Origin of the sequence: Pseudoalteromonas sp. PB2-1, assembly GCF_045040605.1 — a bacterium.
Lineage (GTDB): Bacteria > Pseudomonadota > Gammaproteobacteria > Enterobacterales > Alteromonadaceae > Pseudoalteromonas > Pseudoalteromonas arabiensis.
Window position 1 is genome coordinate 2451787 of record NZ_CP090667.1, and the last position, 15098, is coordinate 2466884.

The following is a 15098-nucleotide window of genomic DNA, read 5'->3' on the forward strand; positions in this document are numbered from 1 at the left end:
TCTATCTGCTGCTAATTCACTATGTGTAACTATATCAAAGATTTTTAGTTTTCGCATAGTAAAGGTGATAGCTAATAATACGTAATTACTAGCTATTCAGGTTACTTAGTTTCACGATTCGTGAATACCGAGTCGACTAAGCCATATTCAACTGCTTCACTAGCAGTCATGAAGTTATCGCGGTCAGTATCGCGCGATACAACATCTAACGGTTGACCCGTATGCTCAGCCATTAAACGGTTTAGCTTATCTTTAATTGACAGAATTTCACGCGCATGGATTTCAAAATCAGATGCCTGACCTTGGAAACCACCTAATGGTTGGTGGATCATGACACGTGAATTTGGTAAACAGAAACGCTTACCTTTAGCACCACCTGATAGCAAAAATGCACCCATGCTTGCCGCTTGACCGACACAAATTGTGCTTACATCCGGTTTGATAAAATTCATTGTATCGTAAATTGCCATACCAGCAGTCACTGAACCACCAGGCGAATTAATGTAAAGATAAATATCTTTTTCTGGGTTTTCTGATTCTAAAAATAGCATTTGCGCAAGAATCAGGTTTGCCATGTTATCTTCAACTTGGCCAGTTAAGAAAATAATGCGCTCTTTTAAAAGACGAGAGTATATATCATATGAGCGCTCACCTTTCGCTGTTTGCTCAACAACCATAGGGACTAATGCGTTTAGAGGGTCTATCATACCGCTGTTCATTCTTGTTTAATTCCTTATCCGCTGCGACTCATCCTTACAATAAGGAAAGCACATTTATACTAATATTAATAAAGCTATCTATTTAATCTTTTAAACTATATAGGAACTTATCAGAACAAATTCAATCCTCGTCGAACAAAGTTCTGCAATAACATCAGCATTGTTGGTTTTTGTGAAACTAATATCCACAAACTAAAATGGCCCGGGTACGCTGTATAAATACAGAGTAACACGAGCCATTTAATCGCTAGCGAGAGCTTAAGTCAATGACTTATTAAGCACCTTGCTGTGGATTCATGATGTCGTCGAATGCTTTTTCAACGTCAGTCACGTTTGCTTTAGCTAGAATTGCTTCAACTGCTTGCTCTTCCATAGCAACGTTGCGCATTTGTTGCATAAGCTGATCGTTTGCTTTGTAATATTCTACAACTTCAGTTGGATCTTCATATGCAGATGCAACCGTTGCAATTAGCTCTTCAACTTTAGCATCATCAACTTTAAGCTCGTTCGCCTTGATAACTTCACCTAATAATAGGCCAGTTTTAACGCGAGTAATAGCTTGCTCGTGGAAAAGCTCAGCTGGAAGCTCAGGCATGTTTTTAGCGTCACCACCGAAACGTTGTGCAGCTTGCTGACGTAGAGCATCAATTTCTTGATCTACTAGCGCTTTTGGCACTTCGATTTCGTTATTTTCTAAAAGACCTTTGATTGCTTGATCTTTAACGTTAGCTTTAACCGCTTGGTCAAGCTCACGCGTCATGTTCTTTTTAACTTCTTCTTTAAGAGCGTCAACACCGCCTTCAGCTACACCGAATTTAGTTGCGAACTCATCATTAAGCTCAGGAAGCTCTTGAGTTTCAACTTTTTTCACAGTAATTGTGAAAGAAGCCGCTTTACCTTTCAAGTTTTCAGCGTGGTACTCTTCAGGGAAAGTTACTTCAGCAACAACTTCTTCGCCCGCTTTTTTGCCAACGATGTTGTCTTCAAAACCTGGGATCATACGACCTTGACCAAGTTCTAGAGGGAAGTCTTCAGCTTTACCACCTTCAAACTCTTCACCGTCGATAGAACCAACGAAATCGATAGTTACACGGTCATTTTCACCTGCAGCTGCGTCAACTTCAGTCCACGAAGCATGTTGCTTACGTAACGTTTCTAGCATGTTAGCTAAGTCTTCATCAGTGACAGAAACAGCTGGTTTTTCAACAGCGATTTTATCTAAACCTTGGATTTCAACTTCTGGGTAAACTTCGAAAGTTGCATCGAATTCTAAATCTTTACCAGCTTCTAACGCTTTTGGCGCGAAAGTAGGCGCACCTGCTGGGTTAATTTTCTCTGAAACGATTGCTTCAATGTAGTTGCGTTGCATTAATTCGCCAGCAACTTCTTGACGTACTGCTGCACCGTAACGCTTGTTGATGATAGACGCTGGTACTTTACCAGGACGGAAACCATCGATACGCTGGGTTTTAGACAGTTGTTGTAAGCGTTTTTTTACTTCAGTCTCAACGTTCTCTGCAGGAACGGTGATGGTCAGACGGCGCTCAAGGCCTTGAGTCGTCTCAACAGAAACTTGCATGATTTACCTCAATCTTCAATTTTGGCGACTGTTCGCCTTCCTTACAAACAAGGTGATCTCTATGAGTGATAGCAAGTTTTAACGCTGAAAATTTCAACTTAAAACGGCGCATTGTAACCATGAGATACCATTGCTGCTTTGCCTCTATGGGCACTATGTTAAACAATAGACGCGGCATTATAACCTAATATTTATGATAGTCGAGTCTAGGGGGCAATTATTTGGCGTATATAGCAGCAATCAGCGTTCAAGTGCGTAAAAAACGAACGCAGTAAAATAACAACGATGAATTAAGCTGGTTTGAAGGTATGTAATATGAATTTAAGAAGCTTTTAGTGAGGAATTAAAGCTTAAAAGTGGTCGGCGATGCAAAATTTGCACCTGCGACTGAATTGGATATACCCAAACCAATCGTTCTTTGACCTTGAACTTTCTAAAAGTGGTCGGCGATGCAGGATTTGAACCTGCGACCCCTTGGACCCAAACCAAGTGCGCTACCAAACTGCGCTAATCGCCGATACTGAGAGAAGTTTTGAAAATAAAGACCACTATGAAAAATGGTCGGCGATACAAAATTTGCACCTTCGACTGAATTGGACATACCCAAACCAATCGTTTTTTGACCTTTAACTTTCTAAAAGTGGTCGGCGATGCAGGATTTGAACCTGCGACCCCTTGGACCCAAACCAAGTGCGCTACCAAACTGCGCTAATCGCCGATATCTTAGAGTAAATTGGGGTGACTGATGGGGCTCGAACCCACGACAACCGGAATCACAATCCGGGGCTCTACCAACTGAGCTACAATCACCACGGCATTTACATATTTTCAAATGGCGCACCCGGAAGGATTCGAACCTTCGACCAACGCCTTAGAAGGGCGTTGCTCTATCCAGCTGAGCTACGGGCGCATCGAAAACTTCAAAAGTTTGCCTGTAAGCACCGCTTCTTAAAGAAGAAGTGGTCGGCGATGCAGGATTTGAACCTGCGACCCCTTGGACCCAAACCAAGTGCGCTACCAAACTGCGCTAATCGCCGATGCTTACTATTGTTTGCGAGTGACCTCGTTAACAACGGGGTGCATAATAGTGATTTGGCTGGGTTAGGTCAAACATTTTTTTAAGAAAATAATTCAATCGGTCACTTTTAGTTCATAATGGTTAAATATTGCAAATATAAGCTAAAATTTGGACTCTTTTTTATAAATCGACGCTTTATATAAGATTGCATCTTGGCGCTATGATGCTTTTCTGCGAAAATACGCAACATAAAATAAATATGATTTATTTATCCACACCCCTTTATCGGATAATCATATTTAAATGTATCAGTATCAAGTTAACTAACCCCAATGAAAGGTCACCCATGACGGCAAACATCATCGATGGTAAGGCAATAGCTAAACAAGTACGCAGCAATGTAGCAGAACGCGTTGCAGAGCGTGTAGCGAACGGATTACGTGCTCCAGGACTCGCAGTCGTGTTAGTAGGTCAAGATCCAGCAAGCCAAGTGTATGTTGGTTCTAAACGTAAAGCATGTGAAGAAGTCGGCTTTGTATCTAAGTCTTATGATTTACCTGGCGACACCACTGAACAAGATTTACTTGCATTAATAGATCAACTAAACGAAGACAAAGAAGTAGACGGTATTTTAGTTCAATTACCTTTACCGCAAGGCCTTGATGCTGAAAAAATTCTTGAGCGTATCACTCCTCACAAAGACGTTGATGGTTTCCACCCGTATAATATTGGTCGCTTAGCGCAGCGTATGCCTGCACTTCGTCCTTGTACGCCAAAGGGGATCATCACCCTACTCGACTCTACAGGTGTTCGTTACAAAGGCATGCATGCTGTGGTTGTTGGCGCATCAAACATTGTTGGTCGCCCTATGTCACTTGAACTTTTACTTGCAGGCTGTACAACAACGGTGTGTCATAAGTTTACTCAAGATTTAGAAACGCATGTTCGCCGCGCTGATTTATTAGTTGTTGCGGTTGGAAAGCCTGAGTTTATTCCGGGTGACTGGGTTAAAGAGGGTGCCATTGTGATTGATGTGGGCATTAATCGTCTTGATTCGGGTAAGCTTGTTGGTGACGTTGAATACGATGTAGCAGAACAAAAAGCACATTTTATCACGCCTGTACCTGGTGGTGTTGGCCCGATGACTGTGGCAAGCTTAATCGAAAATACGCTTGAAGCTTGTGAAAAATATCACAGCTAAACGCTAAGTTTTGTAAAAGGGCTGCCAATTGGCAGCCCTTTTTGTTTATGCTTTTTGTCTACTAGAACGAATAACCTTCAACATCTGTGGCAGTACTGAAAATACGATCATCATGGCCATAATCAAGTATTGCCAATCTTGGTATTGCTCGCTAAGTAAAATAACAGCACATACGATACCCGCAATTGGGTTTGCAATAGTCCCGAATGAAAACTCAGCAACAGTCATACGCCCTAATAACCACACATACAGTATATAGGCGATGGCGGTATTGGGCACGATTAACCAAAAGAATGCAGAATATTGCAGCGTTGAGATAGGCTCAAATACCACTTGGTATTGCTCTGAGTGAAGTAAACTGCCATCAATAAACGCAGCCAATAATAAAATAGTGCCGCCAATGATTAACTGCCAGGTAAGTACAACCCACCAATGTATATGCACCGACAAACTTTGTACTAAGGTGCTACCAATCACAATAGTAAGTAAAGCTCCAAATAAAGCAGCCACTCCCAATACATTCAATGCTACGTGTGCTGGGTCAAACAACAACCACGCCAATACCACCAGCGTCATAGCGCAGAATGCTTGAATTTTTGCAGGGCGCTGCCCTTTCGTAAGCCAAGCATATAACAAAGCCACAACAGGCACAGACACCATCCCTACCCCAGCAATGGCAGCAGGAAGATTCACTGCCATAATAAAAATAAACGCAAAAAACAGCGCAATATTCACAGCGCCTAAGGTCAATAAACTTGGCCACTGAGAGCGGGTCGGTAAACTAGGTTTAAGCAATAAAAGTAATAACCCTGCAGGTAATGCACGCACTGCGCCTAATAACAATGGTGGCCAATCTGGTGTGGCATATTTAGTTACTGCGTAAGTGGTACCCCATAAAAAGGCAGGGATCATGGCAAGTAAGATATTCAAAGTCAGTCCTTGTTAAAGCAAAGTAACGCCAAGGTAAAACCTCAACTTTAGTTGAGGTCAATATTAAGAATAAATTTTTAAAACAAAAAAGGTTGCCGACATTGGCAACCTTTTGATGTGCAATTTTAGATTGATACTTATGCTTTACGCCATGTTGTTTTGCCAGCAGAATCTTCCAGTACCACACCAAGTGCATTCAATGCATCACGGGCTTCATCAGCCGCCGCCCAATCTTTACTAGCACGGGCTTCATTACGTTTTGCGATTAACGCTTCGATATGTGCAACTTCGTCATCAGCTTGGCCACCTTGTAAAAAAGCTTCTGGGTCTTGTTGTGCTACACCTAATACCTCTGCAACACTGCGCAATACATAAGCAAGTTTACCTGCTTGCTCTGCATCGCTGTCTTTAACACGGTTTAGCTCTTTTGCTAACTCAAATAACACAGGTAGCGCTTCTGGGGTGTTGAAGTCATCATCCATCGCCTTTCTGAATTTAGCCACATATTCATTGCCTGCTAAATCGCATTTAATTGGCGTTACGCCGCGCAGTGCAGTGTAAATTCGCTCAAGAGAAGAGCGCGCTTGCTCAAGGTTTTCTTGCGAATAGTTAAGCTGGCTACGGTAATGACCTGAAATTAAGAAGTATCGAACTGATTCAGCATCGTACTCTTTTAATACATCACGCACGGTAAAGAAGTTGTTTAATGACTTAGACATCTTCTCTTTATTAACCTGTACCATACCTGTGTGGATCCACGTATTCACGTATTTACCGTTATTTGCACAGCATGACTGAGCAATTTCGTTTTCATGGTGCGGGAACTGTAGATCTGAACCACCACCGTGAATATCAAAGTGCTCACCTAGGTGTTTAGAGCTCATTGCCGAACATTCGATGTGCCAACCAGGACGCCCTTCTCCCCATGGTGATGACCATGATGGCTCGCCAGGCTTGGCTTTTTTCCAAAGTACGAAATCAAGTGGATCTTGCTTATCTTGTGCAACTTCAACGCGAGAACCAGCCTGTAGCATGGTTAGGTCTTGTTGCGATAAAGCACCGTATTGCTCAAAGGTTGATACATCAAACAATACGTCGCCATCTGCTGCAACATACGCATGGCCTTTAGTAATTAAACGCTCAACCATCGCGATGATTTCATCCATATGGTTTGTCACTGTTGGCTCAACATCTGGACGCAGCATATTTAAGCTATCAAAGTCTTCATGCATCGCCTTGGTCATACGCAAGGTTAAATCATTGATTGATTCGCCATTTTCATTAGCACGCTTGATAATTTTATCGTCAACATCAGTAATGTTACGGACATATTTTAAGTCATAACCAATGTGGCGAAGGTAACGAACAATGACGTCAAAACCGACGAATGTACGGGCATGACCGATGTGACAGTAATCATAAATGGTGATACCACACACGTACATGTCGATTTTGCCATCAACAAGGGGTTTAAACTGCTCTTTTTGTCGCGTAAGTGTGTTGTAAATTTGTACCATTTATAAAATGTCCTTAACGGTGTTTTGAGATTCTTTATGGTAACACTTGCAAAGCCGCTGCTCTAGCGCTTTATCAATTGAATAAGCACTTTGTTAATCTATCTCAACAAGCTCTTTGTTAATCCAAGTCAACTACTATAAAATAGACCCATTATTAAACCAGATATAGGAAACCTCATGGTTGTACTACACACAAACTTTGGTGACATCACTATCAAGATGCACGAAAGCGATGCACCAAACACAGTTAAAAACTTTTTAGAGTATGCAAACTCTGGCTTTTACAACGGTACTATTTTTCACCGTGTAATTGATGGTTTTATGGTACAAGGCGGTGGTTTTGAGCCAGGTATGGTTCAAAAAGAAGTAAACAACCCTATCGAAAACGAAGCTAATAATGGCCTTGCGAATAAAGTAGGTACATTGGCAATGGCACGTACGCCGGATCCACATTCAGCGACTGCACAGTTCTTCATTAACGTTAACGACAATGACTTCTTAAACTTCAGCAGTGAAACATCACAAGGCTGGGGCTACTGCGTGTTTGCAGAAGTTGTTGAAGGTATGGACGTGGTAAACAAAATCAAAGGTGTTGCAACTGGCAGCGCTGGTTTCCACCAAGACGTACCACTTGAAGATGTAATCATCGAAAAAGTAACGGTTAGCTAATTTAACCGTTAAGTTTTTTAAGCGGGCCTTTGCCCGCTTTTTTGCGAGTAACCATGAAACAAAGCTATTTTATTGCCGATCTCCATTTAACAGAAAACCGCCCTGACATCACCACAGCATTTTTTGATTTTCTTGATAACAAGATTATTAATGATGATGTTGATGCACTGTACATTTTGGGTGACTTTTTTGAAGTATGGGTAGGTGATGACTATCAGACTGATCTTTCAAAGAGTGTTGCCGCACGTTTAGGCCTAGTAAGTGAAAGTGGTACAGAGGTGTTTTTTATTCATGGCAATCGCGATTTTATTATGCGAGAAGGCTATGCAAAAAGCGCGAGTATGACTTTATTGCCTGAGCAGGTCGTTATTGATTTATATGGCACTCCAACAGTTATCTTGCACGGCGATGAAATGTGCACCCAAGATGTTGAATATCAAAAGTTCCGCAAAAAAAGTCGTGGTTGGTGGTGGCCTAAACTAATGCTTGCTATGCCGCTTTGGTATCGCAAAAAGATTGCCCGCAACGCTCGTGAAAAATCTAAACAAAGCCAAGCTGGCAAAGCGTTAGAAATCCTTGATGTAACTGAAGATGCGGTATTAGCAATGTTTGAAAAGCATCAGGTTGCTAATATGATCCACGGTCATACACACAGACCCAACGTACATCACTACAGGGTAAATAATAAGACATTGACTCGCACTGTACTCGGTGATTGGTATGAGCAAGGGTCGTACCTAAGGGTTACACCTGCTAATCAAGAGCTAATCAGCTCGCCACTTTAAATAATAGAAACTTTGACTATGCTTGAATAGAGTTTTTACTAAAAAGCGTGTGTCATGATTGTTCGGTTAACCTGTTTGTTTTGTTGTTTAATGCTAAGTTTTTCTCCTTATAGCCAAACTTGGCGATTAGTCACAGAACCATTCCCACCTTTCCTTATCGACAACAACGAAAAGCCGGGCTGGGTTCATGAACTCGTTGTTAGCGCACTAAAAAGTCAAAATAAAAATGTAGAGATTGAGTATACTCATTGGGCTCGCGCATTAAAGCTTGCGCAGCGACATAAACGTGTCGCGGTTATTGGTGCTTTTTATACCCTAAAAAGGGCGAAAATATTTACCTATTCTCTACCTCTTGCGACAGCTGATATTGTGCTTTTGAAACGTGCTGATAGTGAGATTACCTATTCAGGTTCCTTATACTCTCTGACTCCTTACACAATCAGCAAAGGAGAAGACTATGTTATAAGTGAGGAGTTTGAACACCACCCTCAACTTGCGGTTACGACAACACATAGTCTAATAGAAAGCTTAACCCTTTTAATACATGGCCGTGTAGACCTCGTTGCCGGCACAAAAGAAGTCGCATTATACTGGTTAGAAAATAACGAAACCTTGCAAAATTTCAAACACTCGGAAATAAAGGTCATCACCCCTTTCCTATCAACTCAAATGTTACACGTTATTACGGCCAAAGATCACCCTCAACCTGACTATTTTCAGCAAGATTTATATACAGGGTTACAAACTATTGTGGCAAATGGAGACGCCGAAAAAATATTAAAACGTTATGATTTTGACACGAATCAAACTGACAAAGTTTTAGCGTTGCTTAGCAAAAATTTTAATTAGCCAAGTTCGTAAGTCATTTATTTTGCTTAGTATAGAGGCTATAACGCCTCTATACTAAAATAACCTAACAGCCAGTGCTCACGGAATTATTTGTGCAAGTTGTCACCCCACCCGAGGTCGAACAGGTTGTATAATTTATTTCTCGAGTACAGCCACCCCCTCTAATAAGCGTCCCCTCTCCTGGGCCTGTAACAATCCCGCCAATTCCACCACCTCCAGGCGAACTCATTTGCGTTGTTGCACCTTCAATACTTTCTAAATTTTCGATTAAACAATTAGAAACAAGTGTATCTGTTAAAGTAACATTGATGCCACTCATAAAAGTGCCAATTTCAATGCCATCAACGAGTGAAGCCCCTCTATCTAGAGTGAAAGTAAGATTCAGATCTCTTGCCCCATTAGTTATTGATTGACCATGATAACCCACTTTAAACACTAATTTATTACTTGAATTACCATAAGAACGCGTTGCATACACACCGACTTTATCGTGGCTTAATGAAAGTGAAATCCCTGCACTATTTTTACCAATATGAATCCCCGAAACTTTCACTTGAGTATCAGTAATAAACTCATTCCAGCTACCTTTACCAAGGCGAGTGGCTATTTGAGCATGCATTTCTTTTTTAATACTTCTACTTGCATCAATGCTCGTTAAATAAAAAGATGGGTGATTGGCACAACTTTCATCAGAACTAGCAAGCGTGGAACGTGTTGAATCATCCCCCCAGTTTCCTGCATGTACAGTCACTGTTGAGTTAGTTGTAACAGTACCGGCTTCATTCACAGCCCGCCTAAATTCACTATCTATCTCATAAAAGTCATCAAGTGCAGCGGCTTCAGCGCTATTGAGTGTAGTATCTATTGCTTTGACTTTTACCGCTTTACTATACTGGGTTTGTTGCTCTGTAGTAATTATAAATTTAAACGCCACTCGCTGCAGTGCATTAGCAACAATAACCTCTTTTGAAGTTATATTACAAAGATAGGTCGTTACCCCAAACTCTGGCTTACCATCATTTAAATTCCTAACTTCACAGTTAGGCCTCTCATAATATAATTTTGCAATACGCAGTGCCTCTCTATAGTCACATGTATCACACGCTTTTGCTTCTGTAAGTGCTGCTGCAGCATCATTTGCAATAAACAAAGCGCTTACAGCCAACATTAATATCAACTTATATTTCATCTTATTTCCTTACCCTCAATATCAAGGGGTCATCCATTTTGTTTTAATCAAGGTTATAAAATACATACGTCAATACTTTGGACCATTTATGGGTACTTTAGATTTACAGCATTGTCAATATTTATTTTTTTATAAAGAATAAGGCTCTTGAAAATAGCTGGGGGTAGGTTTTATAAAATAAGAAAGTAAAATGATAGCAAAGAGCTTATTAATAATCGCTCCTTGCTGTTGGATTACATCGCTTTTTAAACTGGCACGCCACTGTGAAACTTAAAATCGTCATCAGGCGTTGCAATCAGCTCAGCCTCAATTTGACCAAAAAAATCAACACGCTCGGTAATATCAAATTCACTGATTTCCTGTGCAAGGGTCAAGTAATCTTGGTAATGACGGGCTTCTGAGCGCAGTAATGAAATATAAAAATCCCCTAACCGCTTATCAACATGAGGAGCGAGCTTAGCAAACCGTTCACACGAGCGGGCTTCGATGTAAGCACCGATAATGAGTTTATCGACTAGCGCATCTGGCTCATAGGTTTTTACATGGCGCAGCATACCCTTTGCGTAGCGACATGGCGTAATGCTTTTATATTCAATACCATACTCATCCATGATCTCAAGCACTTGATAAAAGTGATGCAGCTCTTCTTTTATAAGCATGACCATTTTATCAATCAGATCTTGCCCGTAAGGCGAGTTCGATTTTGGGATCATTGATTTAGTTAGCTTGTTTTTATCTGCAAGCTCTCGCCAATCCCCTTCTCGTTTATAAATAAGTGTTTCAAAAGGTTTTAGCCATGCAAGTAATGCATCACCACTTTCCTTATCAACTGCATACTTACGAATTAAAAACATCGCTGACTGAGCAGCTTTCAATTCACAAATAAGGTGATCAATTAATACCACATCTAAGTTTTCTTGTTTGATTGCCGCAGCAATCCACTCATCTGGCGTTTCACACTTTAAAAAAGAATGGATAGGAGCGAGTAAAGCAGAGTAAGGCACTAAATAAATTCTCATCAATAAACGTGGTTAGATTTTACCATATAAATACACCGCCATTCTATGACCCATATCAGTGCAAAACTAATTTCTATATGTACTAAAGACTTATACATGGCCCGTCACTTCCAGTATTTCAGGTTCTTGACAATATTTAATAAGTGGACCATAACTTAATCAAAGCTGTACAAAAATAAAACAGCTCATATTCCTATTTACAGGGGCAACAATTATGATTTTGAACCACTTATGGGGCTTATACGCCCACCCACTCGAAGAATGGCAAACAATTGATAACCGCCATGAAAGCTTGCGTTATAGCTTATCGCACATCTTACTCATTGCATGTATTCCATCCATCATGGGCTATTATTCATCAGTCCATCTAGGTTGGAGCATTGGCTCTGGCGAGGCAGTATTTTTAACGCATGATAGCGCGCTTCTGATTGCGATAGCCATGTACTTTGCGCTTATAGTTGGCGTATTTGCACTGGCTTACTTGGCGCATTGGATGGCCGTGACCTTTGGTGCAAAACCTACCTTTACTCAAACCCTAGAACTTGCTGCTTACACAGCAACGCCGGTGTTTATGTCTTCATTTGCGGCGTTTCTACCAGAGCTTTGGTTTGTGGTGTGTGTAGGCCTTGTAGCCCTCGCCTACTCTGTTTACCTGCTCTACACTGGGGTGCCAATTTTAATGCACATTCCTGAAGAACGAGGCTTTATTTATGCCAGTTCAGTGGTCACTTGCGGATTAATTCTACTGGTCATAATCCTTGCTGCGACAGCAATTCTGTGGACAAACGGTATTGTCCACCCGATGTTTACCTAAATTATTTCCTTTCTTTCCACAAGCAAAAAAGGAGCTATCTAGCTCCTTTTTCATGTATTAGTCTAAAAACTAATTAGTCTGCACTGTTTTCTTCTTGGTTATGTAATTCTAAACCTGAAGACATTGCGTTTTCACGCGTTGATTTTGCAGAATCATTACGTAGACGATCGATATGGTTAAGATATTCTTGATCGATATCACCCGTTATATATTGTCCATCGAATACCGAGGTTTCAAAACGCGTGATTTCAGGGTTTTCTTGGCTCACCGCTGAGATTAAATCATCAAGAGACTGGAAAATGAGACCATCAGCACCAATGCTTGCATTAATATCTTCCACTTCACGACCATGAGCAATTAACTCAGCAGCCGAAGGCATGTCAATTCCATAGACATTCGGGAAACGAATTTCTGGTGCAGCTGATGCAAAATAAACATTCTTTGCACCCGACTCACGAGCCATCTCAACGATTTGCGCTGACGTAGTACCACGAACAATTGAGTCATCGACAAGCAATACGTTTTTGCCCTTGAACTCACGGTCAATGGCATTCAGTTTTTGACGAACTGACTTCTTACGCATTTCTTGACCTGGCATGATGAAGGTACGGCCAATGTAGCGGTTTTTAACGAAACCTTGACGGTATGGCAGGTTAAGCGCTGATGCAATCTCAAGCGCCACATCACATGATGTTTCAGGGATTGGAATAACCACGTCGATGTCTTTATCAGCCCATTCACGTGCTATCTTTTCACCTAACTTAGTCCCCATGTTTACACGCGTTGCATAAACAGACATACGATCAATGGTTGAATCTGGTCGCGCAAAATAAACGAACTCAAAAATACACGGCGAATACGTTGCTTTTTCTGCACACGCTTGTGAGAAAAGCTGACCTTCTTCAGTTACGTAAATAGCTTCACCTGGCGCTACATCGCGGACAAACTCAAAGCCATCTGTTTTTAATGCAACGCTTTCTGATGCAAACATGTACTCAGTACCGTTCGCTGTTTCACGCTTACCAAATACAAGCGGACGAATACCGTTCGGGTCACGAAAGGCAACAATACCGTGGCCGATAATCATTGCTATTGTTGCGTAACCACCCGTTACTTTGTTATTTACTTGTGTTACTGCTGTAAATATATCTTCAGCATCGAGTTTAAGTTTATTAGGCTTACTTAACTCATGCGCCATGATATTAAGTAATATTTCAGAGTCAGATGTTGTATTAACATGACGGCGAGCTTCTGAAAATAATTGCTCTTTTAATGCTTCTGCGTTTGTTAAATTACCATTGTGCGCAAGTGCAATACCAAACGGTGAGTTAACATAGAAAGGTTGCGCTTCCGACGAGCTAGAAGATCCAGCTGTCGGATAGCGAACATGACCAATACCAATCGTACCTTGAAGGCGTTTCATGTGACGGGTATGAAACACATCTTTCACAAGGCCGTTGGCTTTACGTAAGCTAAACGTATTATTTTCAATGGTAATGATGCCAGCTGCATCTTGACCGCGGTGTTGCAAAACAGTTAAGCCATCATACAGCGCCTGATTAACAGGAGAAGTTCCGACTATGCCAACGATACCACACATTAAATTTATCCTCGCCGATTAACGGTTTACCGAATTTAAAAAGCTCGAGTTGTTTTCGAGGTACGAAAAAAACCACTCAACAACAAAGCCAAATTCTGGAATCAAAATAGAGTTACCCCACCAGTGCGTATTAGGTGCACCGGTAAAAGCATCAAGAAAGAAGAGTAACGCGCTTACGACCAACACGCCACGAAGAGCACCAAACACTATGCCGAATACACGGTCGGTGCCAGATAAACCAGTACGTTGTACAAGCTCACCTAAAATATAGTTTAGTAATCCACCCAACAGGAGTGTCGCAAAGAATAATATGGCTATTGCGGCTGCATTTCTTAAAAGGGGTTCTGAAATACTTGTTAGGAAGGAAGCTAAATATTGGTAAAACAAACTAGAGATGATAAATGCGCCAGCCCATACAGCTAATGACATTGCTTCTTTTACGAAGCCACGTATTAAGCCGATGATAGTGGATAGTGCAATAATGCCAAGTATGGCGTAATCAACCCAGATCATAAGAACCAACTAGTCGTTAATTTGGGGCGCATTCTATAAGACAAGCGGAGGAATTGCCAGATCATTTTGTAATTTCAAACTGAGTAACTTTGCCGTTTAACTTGGTTAACTGCTTTAACTCAACAAGCTTACTTTCTAACTCTTTCTTGCTAAGTGAAGGACCTACAAAGACTTTTGTCAGTGTTCCGTTCGGGGTTTTGATTGGACGAGTAAAGGTTTTAAAGCCATTCGCTTTGAGCTTTTCAAGTAACGACTTTACATTAGGCGCATGTGAGAAACTACCTAATTGGATTACATAAGCCATTTGCGTGAGGTTTTCTTCTGGCTTACGGGCAGGCTCCGATGTTTTTACTACTGGCTTGGCTGCTTTAACAACTTCAACAGAATCTTGAGTTGATGCTTCAACCATTTTAGGTGCATCATCAAATTGCTCAGTTTGCTCTGCTGTAAGCTCAGCATCATTCGCTTGTGCACTTTCGACAGGTATTTCAGCAGGCTGCTCTGCAGAGGCAACTTTACTATCAATTTCATCTTGTAAGTCAATCGTTGTGAACTCAGGGCGTTCAGGAATTGCTTTAAAACCTTCTGTATAGTGAACTTTCTCTCCATCCAAAATATTTGGAATAAAGACAATAGCCGCCACAACCACTATGGTGGTCCCTACTAAGCGATTAATAAACCCTGCGTTCACCGAAT

14 protein-coding genes and 5 tRNA genes are annotated in these 15098 nt (G+C 41.2%); 5 read left to right on the plus strand and 14 right to left on the minus strand.

Annotated elements, in window-relative coordinates:
- Positions 1-101: 101 nt before the first annotated feature.
- From clpP to L0Z67_RS11495, 7 genes are all read right to left on the minus strand, one after another.
- Positions 102-719, minus strand: a complete 618-nt coding sequence (gene clpP / locus L0Z67_RS11465; protein ID WP_062569849.1) for an ATP-dependent Clp endopeptidase proteolytic subunit ClpP — start codon at positions 717-719, stop codon at positions 102-104.
- A 274-nt stretch (positions 720-993) separates the two neighbouring features.
- Positions 994-2298, minus strand: coding sequence for a trigger factor (gene tig / locus L0Z67_RS11470; RefSeq protein ID WP_062569848.1), 1305 nt, complete (start codon positions 2296-2298; stop codon positions 994-996).
- A gap of 440 nt (positions 2299-2738) precedes the next feature.
- A tRNA-Pro gene (locus tag L0Z67_RS11475) sits at positions 2739-2815 on the minus strand.
- Positions 2816-2939: 124 nt separating this feature from the next.
- Positions 2940-3016: transfer RNA gene (locus L0Z67_RS11480), tRNA-Pro, on the minus strand.
- A gap of 16 nt (positions 3017-3032) precedes the next feature.
- Positions 3033-3108 (minus strand) — tRNA-His (locus L0Z67_RS11485).
- 23 nt (positions 3109-3131) lie between these two features.
- Positions 3132-3208: transfer RNA gene (locus L0Z67_RS11490), tRNA-Arg, on the minus strand.
- Between the two features lie 50 nt (positions 3209-3258).
- Positions 3259-3335, minus strand: a tRNA-Pro gene (locus tag L0Z67_RS11495).
- Positions 3336-3662: 327 nt separating this feature from the next.
- On the opposite strand from L0Z67_RS11495, the gene folD reads away from it, so the two are divergent.
- Entirely contained in the window at positions 3663-4517 is an 855-nt protein-coding gene (gene folD, locus L0Z67_RS11500) for a bifunctional methylenetetrahydrofolate dehydrogenase/methenyltetrahydrofolate cyclohydrolase FolD (protein ID WP_062569846.1), read from the plus strand.
- A 45-nt stretch (positions 4518-4562) separates the two neighbouring features.
- On the opposite strand, the gene L0Z67_RS11505 is transcribed toward folD, so the two are convergent.
- Both L0Z67_RS11505 and cysS read right to left on the minus strand, forming a co-directional pair.
- On the minus strand, positions 4563-5447 hold the full coding sequence (locus L0Z67_RS11505; RefSeq protein ID WP_237114275.1) for a DMT family transporter: 885 nt from the start codon (positions 5445-5447) through the stop codon (positions 4563-4565).
- A 137-nt stretch (positions 5448-5584) separates the two neighbouring features.
- Positions 5585-6964 carry a cysteine--tRNA ligase gene (cysS, locus tag L0Z67_RS11510; protein ID WP_237114276.1) on the minus strand — a complete coding sequence of 460 codons (1380 nt, stop codon included), beginning with the start codon at positions 6962-6964 and terminating at the stop codon, positions 5585-5587.
- A gap of 177 nt (positions 6965-7141) precedes the next feature.
- Here cysS and L0Z67_RS11515 point away from each other — a divergent pair, with 177 nt between their 5' ends.
- The 3 genes from L0Z67_RS11515 to L0Z67_RS11525 all read left to right on the plus strand — a co-directional run bounded on the left by L0Z67_RS11515 (position 7142) and on the right by L0Z67_RS11525 (position 9267).
- The gene (locus L0Z67_RS11515; protein WP_062569843.1) at positions 7142-7633 is read left to right on the plus strand and encodes a peptidylprolyl isomerase; all 492 of its coding nucleotides are present in this window, start codon (positions 7142-7144) and stop codon (positions 7631-7633) included.
- Between the two features lie 53 nt (positions 7634-7686).
- Positions 7687-8418 carry a UDP-2,3-diacylglucosamine diphosphatase gene (locus L0Z67_RS11520; RefSeq protein ID WP_237114277.1) on the plus strand — a complete coding sequence of 244 codons (732 nt, stop codon included), beginning with the start codon at positions 7687-7689 and terminating at the stop codon, positions 8416-8418.
- A 90-nt stretch (positions 8419-8508) separates the two neighbouring features.
- Entirely contained in the window at positions 8509-9267 is a 759-nt protein-coding gene (locus L0Z67_RS11525) for a substrate-binding periplasmic protein (RefSeq protein ID WP_405128049.1), read from the plus strand.
- Positions 9268-9331: 64 nt separating this feature from the next.
- Here L0Z67_RS11525 and L0Z67_RS11530 read toward each other — a convergent pair whose 3' ends face one another.
- Together L0Z67_RS11530 and miaE are read right to left on the minus strand one after the other, a co-directional pair.
- Positions 9332-10456, minus strand: coding sequence for a hypothetical protein (locus L0Z67_RS11530; protein ID WP_405128050.1), 1125 nt, complete (start codon positions 10454-10456; stop codon positions 9332-9334).
- Between the two features lie 245 nt (positions 10457-10701).
- Positions 10702-11460: a tRNA isopentenyl-2-thiomethyl-A-37 hydroxylase MiaE gene (gene miaE / locus L0Z67_RS11535; protein ID WP_062570042.1), complete on the minus strand. Its 759-nt coding sequence runs from the start codon at positions 11458-11460 to the stop codon at positions 10702-10704.
- Positions 11461-11689: 229 nt separating this feature from the next.
- Between miaE and L0Z67_RS11540 the strand changes: the two genes are divergently transcribed.
- Positions 11690-12289 carry a Yip1 family protein gene (locus tag L0Z67_RS11540; protein WP_062569839.1) on the plus strand — a complete coding sequence of 200 codons (600 nt, stop codon included), beginning with the start codon at positions 11690-11692 and terminating at the stop codon, positions 12287-12289.
- Positions 12290-12362: 73 nt separating this feature from the next.
- Here L0Z67_RS11540 and purF read toward each other — a convergent pair whose 3' ends face one another.
- From purF to L0Z67_RS11555, 3 genes are all read right to left on the minus strand, one after another.
- Complete coding sequence (gene purF, locus L0Z67_RS11545) at positions 12363-13889, minus strand: amidophosphoribosyltransferase (RefSeq protein ID WP_405128051.1); 1527 nt, start codon at positions 13887-13889, stop codon at positions 12363-12365.
- Positions 13890-13907: 18 nt separating this feature from the next.
- Complete coding sequence (locus L0Z67_RS11550; RefSeq protein WP_036969851.1) at positions 13908-14402, minus strand: CvpA family protein; 495 nt, start codon at positions 14400-14402, stop codon at positions 13908-13910.
- A gap of 61 nt (positions 14403-14463) precedes the next feature.
- Positions 14464-15093, minus strand: a complete 630-nt coding sequence (locus L0Z67_RS11555) for an SPOR domain-containing protein (RefSeq protein ID WP_237114279.1) — start codon at positions 15091-15093, stop codon at positions 14464-14466.
- Positions 15094-15098: the final 5 nt, after the last annotated feature.